Annotated in this window: 12 protein-coding genes; 3 read left to right on the top strand and 9 right to left on the bottom strand. The window is 40.1% G+C overall.

Annotation, left to right across the window (positions count from 1 at the left end; translation table 11 throughout):
- Positions 1-58 precede the first annotated feature (58 nt).
- Positions 59-2,134 carry a protein-disulfide reductase DsbD family protein gene (locus tag JK629_RS04095; protein WP_202337359.1) on the bottom strand — a complete coding sequence of 692 codons (2,076 nt, stop codon included), beginning with the start codon at positions 2,132-2,134 and terminating at the stop codon, positions 59-61.
- 241 nt (positions 2,135-2,375) lie between these two features.
- Between JK629_RS04095 and ileS the strand changes: the two genes are divergently transcribed.
- From ileS to JK629_RS04080, 3 genes are all read left to right on the top strand, one after another.
- Positions 2,376-5,780: an isoleucine--tRNA ligase gene (gene ileS, locus JK629_RS04090; protein WP_202337358.1), complete on the top strand. Its 3,405-nt coding sequence runs from the start codon at positions 2,376-2,378 to the stop codon at positions 5,778-5,780.
- Positions 5,781-5,783: 3 nt separating this feature from the next.
- Positions 5,784-6,167: a TraR/DksA family transcriptional regulator gene (locus JK629_RS04085; protein WP_202337357.1), complete on the top strand. Its 384-nt coding sequence runs from the start codon at positions 5,784-5,786 to the stop codon at positions 6,165-6,167.
- Positions 6,168-6,413: 246 nt separating this feature from the next.
- Entirely contained in the window at positions 6,414-7,040 is a 627-nt protein-coding gene (locus tag JK629_RS04080; RefSeq protein WP_202337356.1) for a lipoprotein signal peptidase, read from the top strand.
- A 29-nt stretch (positions 7,041-7,069) separates the two neighbouring features.
- Here JK629_RS04080 and JK629_RS15670 read toward each other — a convergent pair whose 3' ends face one another.
- The 8 genes from JK629_RS15670 to JK629_RS04040 form a co-directional block, all read right to left on the bottom strand.
- Positions 7,070-7,495, bottom strand: coding sequence for a DUF2752 domain-containing protein (locus tag JK629_RS15670; RefSeq protein WP_202337355.1), 426 nt, complete (start codon positions 7,493-7,495; stop codon positions 7,070-7,072).
- A complete protein-coding gene (locus tag JK629_RS04070; RefSeq protein WP_202337354.1) occupies positions 7,473-7,760 on the bottom strand; it encodes a CD225/dispanin family protein in 288 nt (95 codons plus the stop codon). The genes JK629_RS15670 and JK629_RS04070 overlap by 23 nt, the downstream gene beginning before the upstream one ends.
- 33 nt (positions 7,761-7,793) lie before the next feature.
- Positions 7,794-8,375 carry a 5-formyltetrahydrofolate cyclo-ligase gene (locus JK629_RS04065; protein ID WP_202337353.1) on the bottom strand — a complete coding sequence of 194 codons (582 nt, stop codon included), beginning with the start codon at positions 8,373-8,375 and terminating at the stop codon, positions 7,794-7,796.
- A gap of 4 nt (positions 8,376-8,379) precedes the next feature.
- Entirely contained in the window at positions 8,380-9,381 is a 1,002-nt protein-coding gene (locus JK629_RS04060; RefSeq protein ID WP_202337352.1) for a succinylglutamate desuccinylase/aspartoacylase family protein, read from the bottom strand.
- Positions 9,382-9,383: 2 nt separating this feature from the next.
- Positions 9,384-10,256, bottom strand: a complete 873-nt coding sequence (gene rimK / locus JK629_RS04055) for a 30S ribosomal protein S6--L-glutamate ligase (protein WP_202337351.1) — start codon at positions 10,254-10,256, stop codon at positions 9,384-9,386.
- Positions 10,253-10,678, bottom strand: a complete 426-nt coding sequence (locus JK629_RS04050; protein WP_202337350.1) for an ATP-dependent zinc protease family protein — start codon at positions 10,676-10,678, stop codon at positions 10,253-10,255. The genes rimK and JK629_RS04050 overlap by 4 nt, the downstream gene beginning before the upstream one ends.
- A 113-nt stretch (positions 10,679-10,791) precedes the next feature.
- On the bottom strand, positions 10,792-11,664 hold the full coding sequence (locus tag JK629_RS04045) for an ATP-grasp domain-containing protein (RefSeq protein WP_202337349.1): 873 nt from the start codon (positions 11,662-11,664) through the stop codon (positions 10,792-10,794).
- A 57-nt stretch (positions 11,665-11,721) separates the two neighbouring features.
- Entirely contained in the window at positions 11,722-13,944 is a 2,223-nt protein-coding gene (locus tag JK629_RS04040) for a TonB-dependent receptor (protein ID WP_202337348.1), read from the bottom strand.
- Positions 13,945-13,965 lie beyond the last annotated feature (21 nt).

Raw genomic sequence — 13,965 nt, 5'->3', positions numbered from 1 at the left:
CTTTTATAAAAGTTATTTAAAATTAAGCAATACTGCTTAAAACAAGCCACTTAAGTTTTTATTTTTTGAAGGCGCCCACTCCTTTTTGTAGCCATCCATAATACTCCTCAATGTCTGGGGTGTAACCTACAGGCTCAACAAGATTTTCCTCATTATGGTCCATTAAAACGTAGAAGGGCTGGGCGTTTGCTTTGTATTTTAGGATCTGGAATTCGCTCCATTTTTGACCGATATATCGAAGTTTCTTACCAGAGATCTTTGATTCAATTTCTTCGCCATCGGGCAACGGTCGTTTATCATCTACATACAGTGAAATAAGCACTATATCTTCCTTGAGCAGATTCAATATTTTAGGGTCGCTCCAAACACGCTCTTCCATTTTTCGGCAGTTTACGCAAGCGTGGCCTGTAAAGTCGATCAGTACAGGTTTCCCCACTTTTTTGGCATAGACTAAACCGTCTTCATAATCATGAAATGAAATAATATCGTGTGGCCCTAAGTATGCTCCTTCGGGAAAATCTTGATTTGTGGAAGAACCGCCACTACCTAACTTTGTGTAGCCCACCCCGTATGGAGATTCGCTATAATTCATTGCTGGCGGGAAACCGCTAATTAGTTTCAAAGGAGCGCCCCACAAGCCTGGCACCATATAAACAGTAAATGCCAAAACTACAAGCCCAAGACTCAATCTTCCCACTGAAATATGTGTTAAGGGAGAGTCGTGGGGCAATTTTATTTTTCCGAAGAGATACAACGCCAAAGCACCAAAAATAGCAATCCAAATAGCTAGGAAAACTTCTCTTTCCAGCCAATGAAGTTGAAGTACAAGATCTGCATTTGATAAAAACTTAAAAGCCAGCGCCAACTCCAAAAAGCCCAGAAAAACTTTTACGGTGTTTAGCCATCCGCCAGACTTTGGAAGTGAATTCATCCACCCAGGGAAAGCCGCAAAAAGTGCGAAGGGCAATGCCAGAGCCAATGAAAAACCGAACATTCCCACAAAAGGGGCAATCCCTCCTTTGGAAGCGGCTTCCACTAAAAGGGTTCCAACGATAGGGCCTGTACACGAAAATGAAACAATGGCCAGCGCCAGCGCCATAAAGAAAATACCTATCAATCCGCCGCGATCAGCTTGTCTATCTACTTTATTTGCCCACGAATTAGGAAGCATAATTTCAAAAGCGCCCAAAAATGAAAATGCAAACACAACCAAAAGCAAAAAGAAAAGTACGTTAAACCACACATTGGTAGAGAGGGCATTCAGTGCATCTGCTCCAAAAACCCAAGTAACAATTGCTCCAAGAAAAACGTAGATTACAATTATTGCAATACCATAAATTATAGCATTTCTGATACCGGTTGCGCGGGTTTTGCTTTGCTTTGTAAAAAAACTTACGGTCATAGGAATCATTGGGAACACACATGGAGTTAACAATGCCGCAAAACCTGAAAGGAAAGCAATAAAAAAGATGGTCCAAAGGCCTTTTTTATCTTGTTTTCTATTTTGCTCAAGCGCCGTAAGTGACTCGTCTGAAACTGCTTTAACAGTATCCTTTACTACTTCATTAGTCTCCAGTAAGGTGTCGATTACCACAGTACCTTCTACCGTTTCAGGGGTTTCTTCCGCTGCTTCAGTGTTATCAGTGTTATCAGTAGTAACAACGGTTTCGGTTTTTTGGGGGGCAGGTACCTCAAAAACCAAATCAACATACGCCGGCGGCAAGCATCGTGTGTCATCGCACACCATGAATTCTACCTCGCCTTTTACAGTAGCGCCTTTATTGCCCGTTAATTTTATGCGTTTGGTAAATGTTGCGCTGTTTGCAAAAAAAGTAATTAGCATATCGAAAACAGGATCTTTTTCAGTTATGCCCTTGCTTTCCTTAATTTTTCCAACAGATTTGTAAGCGGCGTTTTCCTCAAACGTAAAAAGCGTTGGCAATGGTCCATCAGGTGGAACTTCCTGAGAGTAAAGGTGCCATTTGTCTTCAATTGAAGCCTTTGCAATAAGATCGTATTCGGTCTCAGATATTTTTTTTACACTAGTTGACCATTTTACGGGATCAAGTATTTGTGATTGAACGGAAGCTAGTGAAATCACAGAAAGAAGTAGGAGAAGGAATATTTTTTTCATCAGTTAACTGTATTATAAAGAAAGCTTTAAAAAGACATCAAATTTGGGGGAAAAAATAGAGTATTCAAAATTATGAACCTCTTTTGGGAAAAAACCCTCTAAAAAAAATGTGCAAATTTTCAGAATTTGGGTTTAGAGGTGTTATAATTCCAAATAATTTGGGTTCCTTTCTCTTTCGAAAATAAACATGCATTTCTTCAAAATTGTTTACTTTTGCAAACTTTATTGCAACACCCACATTATGAGCAAGAAATTTAAAGAATATAAAGGTCTAGACCTCCCTAAACTGGCAGAAGAAGTACTCAATTTTTGGAAAGAAGAAAACATTTTTGAGCAGAGTATTTCCATTCGTGAAGGAGCAAAACCCTTTGTGTTTTTTGAAGGGCCTCCATCCGCAAACGGTTTACCAGGAATCCATCACGTTATGGCACGTGCCATCAAGGATATTTTTTGCCGTTACAAAACTCAAAAAGGGTTTAAAGTTGACAGGAAAGCAGGTTGGGATACGCATGGTTTGCCTATAGAGTTGGGCGTTGAAAAAGAGCTAGGCATAACCAAGGAAGACATCGGCATCAAGATTTCAGTGGAAGAATATAACGCAGCCTGTAAAAAAGCAGTAATGCGCTATACCGATGTTTGGAATAATCTTACCGAGCGTGCTGGCTATTGGGTAGATATGGAAGATCCCTACGTTACATACGAACCAAAATATATGGAAACCGTTTGGTGGCTTCTAAAGGAAATCTATAACAAGAATTTAATCTATAAAGGCTACACCATTCAGCCGTATTCACCAAAAGCGGGAACGGGCTTAAGCTCGCACGAACTCAATCAACCGGGAACCTATCAAGATATTACAGATACTACTGTGGTTGCACAGTTTAAGGCTATGGCAGAAACATTGCCAGATTTTTTAGGCGAAGAGTCAAACAATATTTGGTTTTTGGCTTGGACTACCACACCTTGGACATTGCCTAGTAATACGGCATTAACTGTGGGGCCAAAAATTGATTATGTTTTAGTGAAAACATTTAATCAATATACCTTTCAGCCCATAAATGTTATTTTGGCGAAAAATTTGGTTGCCAGCCAATTTGCAAAAAATTACGAGGAGAAGCCCAATGAAGAGATCCTCGAATCTTATAAGCAGGGAGATAAAGTAATTCCATATTTTATTGCGAAAGAATTCAAGGGTTCAGATTTAGTAGGAATTCGTTACGAACAGCTTTTGGATTATGCAAGACCACACGACAATCCCGAAAATGCTTTCAGAATAATTGCAGGCGATTTCGTGACTACCGAAGATGGAACTGGAATCGTACACACCGCACCAACCTTTGGTGCAGATGATGCCAAGGTTGCGAAAGAAGCCGTCCCGGAAATACCGCCCATGCTCGTAAAAGATGAAAACGGAAATTTAGTTCCGTTAGTTGATCTGCAAGGGAAATTCCGCCCGGAAATGAAAGAACTTGCCGGGAAGTATGTAAAAAACGAATATTACGACGATGCTGATGTTCCTGAAAAATCGGTTGACGTTGAAATAGCAATAAAATTAAAGACCGAGAACAAAGCATTCAAAGTTGAAAAATATTTGCACAGCTACCCAAATTGCTGGCGTACCGATAAACCGATATTATATTATCCGCTGGATTCATGGTTTATAAAAGTAACCGAGTTCCGTGATAGAATGTTCGAGCTTAACAAAGAAATAAACTGGAAACCAAAAGCAACCGGCGAAGGAAGATTTGGAAACTGGTTAGCGAATGCAAATGATTGGAACCTTTCGCGCTCCCGTTATTGGGGAATTCCGTTGCCCATTTGGAGAACGGAAGATGGTAAGGAAGAAATCATCGTTGGTTCTGTGGAAGAACTGAAAACCGAAATGCAGAAAGCTGTTACTGCTGGATTCATGGAGAAAGATATTTTTGAAAATTTCAAACCCGGCGATTTTTCCGAAGAAAACTATGCGAACGTTGATCTTCACAAAAATATAGTGGATAAAATTATCCTTGTTTCGCCAAGCGGAAAACGAATGAAGCGTGAGGCAGATTTGATAGATGTATGGTTTGACAGCGGAAGCATGCCCTATGCACAATGGCACTACCCTTTCGAAAACAAGGAAAAGGTTGAAACTACTTGGCGAAAAGCCGATTTTATCGCAGAAGGAGTGGACCAAACCCGGGGCTGGTTTTATACATTACATGCAATCGCAACGATGATTTTTGACGATATTGCTTACAAAAATGTAGTTTCCAATGGACTTGTATTGGACAAGAACGGACAGAAAATGAGCAAGCGCCTGGGCAATGCGGTAGATCCTTTTGAAACTTTGGATGTGTATGGCCCAGATGCAACACGCTGGTATATGATAAGCAATGCCAATCCGTGGGACAACTTGAAATTTGACCAAGACGGCATTTCGGAAGTGCGCAATAAATTCTTCGGAACCTTATACAATACTTACAGTTTTTTTAGCCTTTACGCCAATCTAGATAATTTTGAGTATCTTGAGGAAGACCTTCCGCTGGAAAAACGCCCAGAAATTGACCGTTGGATACTTTCAGAATTGCACACCCTCATCCAAAAAGTAGATGATTATTACGCAGACTATGAGCCGACCAAGGCCACCCGTGCAATTTCAGAGTTTGTACAGGAAAATCTGAGCAACTGGTTTGTTCGCTTAAGCCGAAGAAGATATTGGAAGGGCAGCTATAATGACGATAAGATTTCAGCTTACCAAACCCTTTATACTTGTTTGGAAACCGTTGCGAAACTTGGTGCTCCCGTAGCTCCCTTTTTTATGGATAGACTTTACATAGATTTAACAAAGGGGACAGCAAAAGATAATAAAGCTTCGGTACATTTGACCGATTTTCCAAAGGCAGACGCTTCGTTCATTGATAAAAAATTGGAACACAAGATGCAGAAAGCACAAACAATATCTTCCTTGGTGCTTTCGTTACGACAAAGAGAGAAGATAAAAGTGCGCCAGCCGCTTCAAAAAATCATGATTCCTGTTTTGGAAGATTCAGAAAAGGAAGAAATTTTAGCGGTTTCAGATTTAATTAAGAGCGAAGTAAACGTAAAGGAAATAGAACTGATAGATGAAGGTTCGGGCATGCTGGTAAAGCAGATAAAACCAGATTTTAAAGCCCTGGGCCCGCGTTTTGGAAAAGATATGAAAGCCGTGGCGGCAGCCATTTCAGCCTTTGACCAAAAACAAATTGCCACTTTGGAAAAAGATGGGGAAATATCAGTTTCTATTAACGAAAAAAATACTATTTTGGCGCTCGCTGACGTGATTATAAGTTCGCAGGATATTGAGGGCTGGTTGGTTGCAAATGCAGACGGAGTTACTGTGGCACTGGATGTTACCATAACCCCGGAGTTACGAAATGAAGGGATATCCCGTGAATTGGTAAACAGGATACAAAACCTGAGAAAAGACAGCGGTTTTGAAGTAACTGACAAAATAGAGGTCAGTCTTCAGGAAAACGAAAAACTGACGGAGGCGGTAAACCAAAACCTGACCTATATAAAAGAAGAGACATTAACGGAAGTTTTGCAATTTCAGCCACAAATTGACCAAGGAACAGAAATTGTATTTGACGATATTGAAACACGTATAAGCATTAAAAAACATTAGATTATGACAGATACAGAAAGAACCAGATATTCAGATGCCGAGCTGGAAGAATTTAGGGCACTTTTAAACGATAAAATAAAAAAGGCGACCGAACAATTAGAATTGATCCAGAGTTCGTATAAAAACGATAGCAATAATGGTACAGATGATACTTCGCCTACCTTTAAGGCTTTTGACGAAGGCAGCGAGGTTATGAGCAAAGAAGCAAACTCGCAGTTGGCCATTCGTCAGGAAAAGTTTATCCGCGACCTAAAAAATGCTTTGGTACGTATTGAAAACAAAACCTACGGAGTTTGTCGCGTAACAGGAAAGCTGATCAATAAGGAACGATTAAAACTTGTACCGCACGCTACTTTAAGCATTGAGGCAAAGAATATGCAGAAATAATATTGTTTCCCAAAGCTGCAAATATTTAAAGGCCCCTTTCCTGGATCGGGGCTTTTTTATTGTCGAAAAAATAAATTTAAGAAGAAGAAAATTTATTATTTAAGCCCAAAAAGCAGTCATAATAATAAACAGCCGCAAACCAAATAATATTGCTATTTTTGCAGCGTTTTCAGAAATTTTTGTAAATGAATTAAAGAGATTCCCGCCGAAATTTTTATGGAGCGCAGTCAAAATACGGGAAAAGTTATGAGCCTAAAAAAAGCCACAATTATTATTGTACTGATTTTACTGATAGATCAGATTTCAAAGTTTTATATCAAAACACATTTTGCTCTAGGCGATGAAATCCGCGTTTTCGATTGGTTCCGAATTCTTTTTGTTGAAAACGAAGGAATGGCATGGGGCGCAAAAATTCCCGGCGAATATGGAAAACTTTTTCTAACCCTTTTTAGAATTGTGGCTATTGCAGGAATAGGGTATTGGCTTTGGGATTCCGTTCGAAAAAAAATGCCGGGCATCTTGATTTTTTGTGTTGCCTTGATTTTTGCAGGTGCGCTGGGCAATATCATCGATTCAGTTTTTTACGGTATTATTTTCAATGATAGTCATCACCAGGTGGCAACGTTATTTCCAGAAACGGGAGGCTACGGAACTTTGTTTCACGGAAAAGTGGTAGATATGCTTTATTTTCCATTATATGGCGGTACTTTGCCCGATTGGTTTCCTATTTGGGGCGGGGAATATTTTACATTTTTTGACCCTGTATTCAACGTTGCGGATTCTTCCATTAGCATAGGGGTGATATTGTTGCTTATATTCAACAAAAAAGCATTCCCAAATCGGGAACCAAAAACAAGGATTTTGGCACAATAAGATTTATTTGAGAAAAAGAATTTTAAAAACTATCCCGTCGGAGCAAGTAAATGGAAGGGATAAATTGGTAAATTCCGAAGAACCCAATAAAGGATAGCCACTCCAAAATATCCAAAAACAAATAGTTTGCTGTAAAAAAGCATAAACCGGTACCGGGTTCCAAAAATCCAATTGGCAATGGTAATTCCTACACCATATATTAAAATTGGCAGGGTCAATACCATCAATGGGTTAAACCGGAATGCCCCATACACATCCCCGTGAAGTAATAAATGAATGGCTCGTTGCGAACCACAACCAGGGCAGAAAAACCCAGTTATATAATTAAAGGGGCAGGGAATAAAAAAATAATTTTCTGACGGGTTATAGAAAAAATAAACAATAAAAAAGCCTCCAAAGAGTAAAAGGATGAGGGCTGATTTCCAAATTTTGTTAGTATCCCGCAAAAACTCCACCTAGACCGATTACGACAAAAAATATTACATAAAGTACCCAAACAATACCTGCGGCAACTGCGCCCCAAATGGCCCATTTCTTGGCTTCATCAGCAGCTTTTTGAGCACCAACAGTATCTCCTTGTGCCCAAAGTTCCTTCACCTTTGTAGATTTAATTATTGAGACAATACCTAAAGGCAGGCAGCATAAAACAGTACATAAAATTGCCCACACCAGATTATTATCTGGCGGAGGACCCATTGGTTGATTAGTGGTTGTTTCCATCTCTTTATTTAATTGGTTAATAATAGTTTAATCTTATAAAGATAATGGGTTATTTTTAAAATTCAATATGTTTTGGGGGGATACACAAAAATTTAAGGCCACATCATTGGTGTTAAAAATAATTTCGGGTTCCGGTTCAAAAAAGGAAAGACCAATAAATAATGATTTGGGATTGCATTTTTTTAAAAACCGATCATAAAATCCTTTTCCATATCCCACCCGGTTTCCTTTTACATCGTAAGCTAACAATGGAACAAAAACAACCTCAATCATATCTGGTGAAATTTCAATGCCAGAAACAGGTTCGGGAATTCCATATTCTGAAGTTTTTAAAAATGTATTTTCCTGCAACAGAAAATGCTGCATTTCCCCAGTTGAAAAATCTGCTTTTGAAACTACAATACTTTTGTCCTTTCCCTGCAAAATATGCATCAAATATTCAGTATTTACTTCTTTTTTTTCGGAAATGGGAAGAAAAATATGGTAGTATGTTTTTTCCCAAATTGGAAGCTTTAAGGCTTGGTTCGCAATCTGAAGGCTCATTGCCTCAATGGAATCCTCGGAAAGATTTTGACGAAGTTTCTTATATTTTGAACGGAGGGCCTGCTTTTCCATCACCTTAATTTTCTCTTTCTTCAGCCTCGGTATTTGCAGTATTTACCGTTGAAATATGAAAAATAGCATCTCCCTGATTTACGATGGGCGATTGGTTCACATTAATTATGTATCCTTCGTTTGGGGAAGTAACCTTAAACCGCATTTTTCCGTATGGATCTGTAATGGTAGCCAGAAATTCACCTTTTTCAACATGCTTGTTGCAATCAATTTTAACATGCAGCAAACCACTGCGGAAGGCACGTATCCATTTGCTTTTTTCAATAATTACGGTTTTTGCTTGTGGTTCGGGGACAGCGTGTCTTTTGCCCAACATGTCTAAATGATTTAGCACCCGCAATATGCCGTCTACACCTTCCTTTGCAATATGCTTATTGCTTTCGCGGCTTTTTCCGCCTTCAAAAAGCAACACGGGAATGCCCATTTTTTGACAGGTATTTCGGTAGGATTTTTCAATAGTATTGGAATAAACCGTGAAGGGAGCATTAAAAACCTTTGCAAGTTCCAACAACCTTTCATCACCCGGTTTTATTCGAATTTGCGCTGCATTGAAACGACTGGCGCCGCCAGTATGAAAATCGAGACAATAATCTGCGTGCGGAAGAATTTTTTTGGTGAAATGATATGCAACACGGCTAGCAAGCGAACCGGTTTTAGTTCCCGGAAAAACTCTGTTCAAATCACGCCCGTCGGGAAAGGAACGGTCGCCGTTCAAAAAACCGAAAACGTTCAATATGGGAATGCAGATAATTGTGCCCCTCTTGGGTTTGTTTAATTTTCTGGCAATAAGTTGGCGCACAATTTCAACCCCATTAATTTCATCGCCATGGATGGCAGCTGTAATCAAAACCGTTGGTCCGGGTATTTTTGCCCGTTCAATAATTATAGGAATTTCAACTTTTGTGGAAGTATAAAGTTTCGCAATGCTGAAATCTACCGTTCGGCTTTCTCCCAGGGCAATCCTTTCGTTTAAAATAACAATATCACGTTCTTCCTTTTTTGCCATAATTAAACGTTACGTTCAATATATTTTATGATTGAGTTTGCAATGTCTTTACCCGTGGCCTGTTCAATTCCTTCCAAACCTGGTGAGGAATTTACCTCCAATATCAATGGCCCGCGAGCAGATTGTAACATATCTACGCCGGCAATGCCTAGCCCCATGGCCTTTGCAGCTTTTAATGCTGCGGTTTCTTCCTCATCTGTAAGTTTTATAACAGTCGCGGTTCCACCGCGGTGCAAATTGCTTCGAAACTCACCTTCCTTGCCCTGTCGCTTCATCGCACCAATTACTTGCCCGTCCACAATGAATGCTCTAATGTCTGCGCCGCCGGCTTCTTTTATAAATTCCTGTACAATAACCCGCGCCTGAAGATTGTTGAAAGCTTCAATTACAGATTCGGCGGCCTTTCGAGTTTCGGCCAAAATTACGCCAATGCCCTGTGTGCCTTCCAAAAGCTTAATAATTACGGGCGCACCCCCGGCTTGGTCCACAATTTCCTTTACGTTTTTGGAATAGTTGGTGAAAACGGTTTTTGGTAATCCCAATCCCGCACGCGAAAGCACTTGCAAACTTCGCAATTTATCGCGCGAGCGTACCAATGCCTGCGATTCAGTAGTTGTAAACACCCGCATCATCTCGAATTGGCGGACCACTGCGGTGCCATAAAAAGTAACCGAAGCCCCAATTCGTGGAATTACCGCATCGGTATGGTCCAGTTTGTGGCCCCTGTAATAGATAACCGGATTTTTCTTTTCTATCACAATATCACACTTGGCATGGTTAATAACCTCAACCTCGTGCTTTCTTTTCTTTGCAGCTTCTACAAGGCGTTGGGTGGAATATAAATGGCTGTTTGCCGATAATATTTTAATATTCATTTTTTATATTTTAATTTGAAGGAAAGGTTGGTTTTGTTAATATCAACCATGTACTTTTTACTTAAGAAATTTCGTCCCAAAAGTACGGGAAAACGCATCTCTTCACGGTCGCTCAGTGTTAAATAAATTGGGTGGGTTTTTCCAAAAAGAACAATCTCTGTTTTAATTCTATATCTGGCTTCCGATTGGCCGTTGCTGCTTTTTACCACTTTTACGTCATATTCGTCAAAAACGATTTCCTTTTCGTGGTAACTGGGGTGTTCTTCATCCAAAAAATTGCATTTTAGGTAGTTGTCTTCCACTTTCATGTTTTTGCAATGTATGGAAGAAGTATAAGCTCCCGTGTCTACTTTCACTTCAATGTCGAAGAGGTTCAGCAATGGAAAATCTGCTTTGTCTATTCTGCCAATATTTCTTTTCAAAGGGTTGGGATTTTATTGCAAGTTAAATAATAAAATTTCCAAATGGCAAATAACAAATTCCAAATAATTTCTAAAATTCAAAAATTTGATACGGAATACGGCGTATTAATTACTTATTTTTTATTTCGTTCAATAAACCCGATCACACTTTTAGAAACGTTCCTTCCCGAAGTATTTTCAATGCCTTCCAATCCCGGCGTGCTATTTATTTCCAAAACCAACGGCCCGTTTTTCGATTGCAGAATATCAACCCCGCAAAAACCTAAATTCATTGCTTTTGCAGCCTTTATGGCAATTTTTTCTTCTGTGGGAGAGAGCGAAATCGTTTCTGAAGTTCCGCCACGGTGCAGATTGCTGCGGAAATCGCCACTCTTGCATTTGCGTTTCATAGCCGCAACCACAACGCCGTCCACAACAATGGCGCGAATGTCTGCGCCGTTTGCTTCCTCAATATATTCCTGGAGGAGAAATTTTACGCCAGCAGCATTCAAGGTTTCAATAGTTGCCAGTGCATTCTGCGGACTTTCAGTAAGAATAACGCCTTCGCCATGCGTGCCTTCCAAAAGTTTTATGATGATTGGTTTGCCGTTGAAGGTTTTAAGTTGTTCCTCAAATTCAAAAAATGAAGCGTAAACAGTTCGGGGCACAGGAATTTGATACTTCGCCAAAATTTGGAAGCACGTCCATTTATCGCGACTGTTTGAAATTCCTTCGGAAGAAGCCACGGTAAAAATTCCCATCGCCTCAAAATGCCTAACCACATTGGTGCCAAAATAGGTGTTGGAAGCACCGATTCTGGGAATTATGGCGTGGAGATCATCCACCAATTCATTCTGAAAATAGAGAACGGCTTTTTCGTTTTCCACGGTGAGATTGCAATAGGAAGGATCCAAAACCTCCATGGTATGATTTCGAGCTTCCCCAGCATTTAAAAGACTTTTGGTGGAATAAAGCGCTTCCCCACGCGATAATATGGCAATGTTCATAGTTGGTTATTCTGCGTGCAATTTAACCAAAAAGAACATTGCCTATAAAACCATTAGTTAAAAATTAACGGTTACCTTTCCTCTTAAAAAAAATGGTGTGCCGGGCGTAAAGTGGATTTCTTCAACAGCTTCCGGTTCGTTAAACAACCTGCTTTCGGTTGCAAATTGGGTTTCGTTCCATTGAGTATCAAAAATATTTTCCACAGCAATCCCGAAAACAAAATTTCTGAAGGTATAATTTATATTGAAATCGGTTACTAAATAACCTTCTGCTTCGATGCTATTGTCCTCATTAGCTGGTCTATTTTTTAGATAGCGGTAATTAATTCCGCCTGAAAAATTTGCAAGATTTTTAACTGCAATTCCTCCAGTTGAAGTAAAATCTGGTGCAAGCGGAATGTAATCTGCACCAGTGGTTTCTTCTGTGCTCCTTGCGTAGGTATAATTTGCATCGCCGTAAAAATACAGCCAATCCAAGGCTTCGTAACGCAGGCCAAAATCAACGCCCAATCGGCGGGTTTTTCCGCTGGGCTCCACAATTCCTGCATCGCCAACATACACAAATTCTTGTTCTAAAAATAAAGCCCAAAAAGCTGTGTTGAAAATTAAGTTATCGGTCAATTTATAGATTCCGCCCAAATCTGCGCCGTAAGCCGCCGGCAAAATATCTTCGCCGCTATTGGCAACAACAACTCGCGTATCATTGGAATGGAAACCGATTCCCGTTTTCAAAAACAATTGGAAATCGCGGTTGGGGCTGTAAATAAAGTTCAACTTCGGACTGGCGAAAATCTTGCTTTCACTTCGGTTATCATAGGTTGGCGACAGTTTGTTTTCGTAATCAAACTTGAAATAATCCAATCGAACGGCAGGATTTATTTTGAAATCGCCCAAGCCAAATTCCGTATTCAAAAAGGCAAAACTGTTAATTTGATCCACATTTCCGAAGGCTATACGATCCAAAATTTCGTAGCGGTTTTTGGTGTGTGAAAGTTCCACATCGTTTACATCGTCGTATCGCACCCCAAGCCCGGCGGTATATTTGAAATCAAAGGCTTCAGAATTTATTTTATCTGAAAATTCGGTCTGGAAGCCTAAAATATTCCGGTCTTCACGTTGCGCAATTTGGTCACCGTTTACAGGGTCATCCAAGAAAAAGGTGAAGTTTGAAAACAGCTCAAAATCATAATGCGAATAATACGCTCGTGTTTCCAACTTTTTATTGTCTGAAAGTAATTTTGAATGATTAACCAAAAGGTTTGTTCGGCTGGTATTTCCACCTTCAGTATCGTCAATGGCTCCAAAACGGTCAATCAAACCCGCATCGATAGCACGTTGCGGAATTTGCCCCGATGCGTCCCACTTGCTTTGGAAATGCGAAGCGGTAAGTTGCAGTTTTTGGTTGTTTGGCAAATTCAGATTGTATTTTGCCATCATATTGAAACGGTTAAAATTCTGTGGGGAGTCAAACGGTCCGTTAAAAGTATTCAGTGAGGCCGCTAGGTATGCATTGCTGTTTTCAGCATTCAAAAGGTTGAAAAGCCCCACGGTCCTAAAAGCATCAAACTGCCCGTATTCCACGGAAACGGAGCTTTGGTCCAGTTTGTCCAAAGTTTTGAAAGCTACGTAACCTGCAGTAGTAAAGTCGCCATATTTCGCATTATAAGGGCCTTTCCCGAATGAAATTTCATCAATTGTTTCGGGAATAAGAAAGTGAAGATCGCTGTACCCTTGGCCGTGCGCATGTGAAACCATATTTACGGGCAATCCATCTACGGAAAGATTGATATCTGTTCCATGGTCAATATCAAAACCGCGCAGAAATATTTGTTCGGCTTTTCCGCCACCGGCGTGTTGGCCAATGATTAATCCGGGAACTTTCCGTAATATTTCCTGCGACGATTTTACGGGCGCAGTTTTTAGATCTACGGCTACAATCTGGCTGAGGGTGTTTACTTGGGGAGTGATGGTTACTTGCTGCAGAGAAACCGTAGCTTCTTCCAAGATGATCATTATTGACTTGGTGAAATTTTCAGCTGTTACCGTATATTCCAAAGTGCTAAAACCTAAAATGGAGAAGCTTATTTGGTCGTTTTCGGCTACATTTTCAAGTGAAAATTTCCCCGAGGCGTCAGTGTGGGTGTGGTTGCCAGAGGTACGGTCAAAGACCGCAACATTCTCCAGCGGGTTATTTTTTGGGCCTACAACTTTTCCTTTTAGTGATTGCGATTGTGCAATTCCAAAGCATAGCATAAGCCCCATTAAGAATATTCTTTTCATGGGTGATTGGTTTAAAAATGA

This window comes from Aequorivita iocasae, assembly GCF_016757735.1.
In the GTDB taxonomy this organism is placed as follows: Bacteria; Bacteroidota; Bacteroidia; order Flavobacteriales; family Flavobacteriaceae; genus Aequorivita; species Aequorivita iocasae.
The sequence above is the reverse complement of the archived record's forward strand: the minus strand, read 5'-3'. Positions and strand labels throughout refer to the sequence as shown.

What these genes read in the sequence shown, in the direction of transcription:
- JK629_RS04045 (WP_202337349.1), bottom strand. Translation starts at nt 11,664, where the DNA reads ATGAACATTGCCATATTATCGCGTGGGGAAGCGCTTTATTCCACCAAA.
- JK629_RS04065 (WP_202337353.1), bottom strand. Translation starts at nt 8,375, where the DNA reads ATGGAAAAGCAGGCCCTCCGTTCAAAATATAAGAAACTTCGTCAAAAT.
- ileS (WP_202337358.1), top strand. Translation starts at nt 2,376, where the DNA reads ATGAGCAAGAAATTTAAAGAATATAAAGGTCTAGACCTCCCTAAACTG.
- JK629_RS04080 (WP_202337356.1), top strand. Translation starts at nt 6,414, where the DNA reads ATGAGCCTAAAAAAAGCCACAATTATTATTGTACTGATTTTACTGATA.
- JK629_RS04070 (WP_202337354.1), bottom strand. Translation starts at nt 7,760, where the DNA reads ATGGAAACAACCACTAATCAACCAATGGGTCCTCCGCCAGATAATAAT.
- JK629_RS04040 (WP_202337348.1), bottom strand. Translation starts at nt 13,944, where the DNA reads ATGAAAAGAATATTCTTAATGGGGCTTATGCTATGCTTTGGAATTGCA.
- JK629_RS04095 (WP_202337359.1), bottom strand. Translation starts at nt 2,134, where the DNA reads ATGAAAAAAATATTCCTTCTCCTACTTCTTTCTGTGATTTCACTAGCT.
- rimK (WP_202337351.1), bottom strand. Translation starts at nt 10,256, where the DNA reads ATGAATATTAAAATATTATCGGCAAACAGCCATTTATATTCCACCCAA.
- JK629_RS04060 (WP_202337352.1), bottom strand. Translation starts at nt 9,381, where the DNA reads ATGGCAAAAAAGGAAGAACGTGATATTGTTATTTTAAACGAAAGGATT.
- JK629_RS04085 (WP_202337357.1), top strand. Translation starts at nt 5,784, where the DNA reads ATGACAGATACAGAAAGAACCAGATATTCAGATGCCGAGCTGGAAGAA.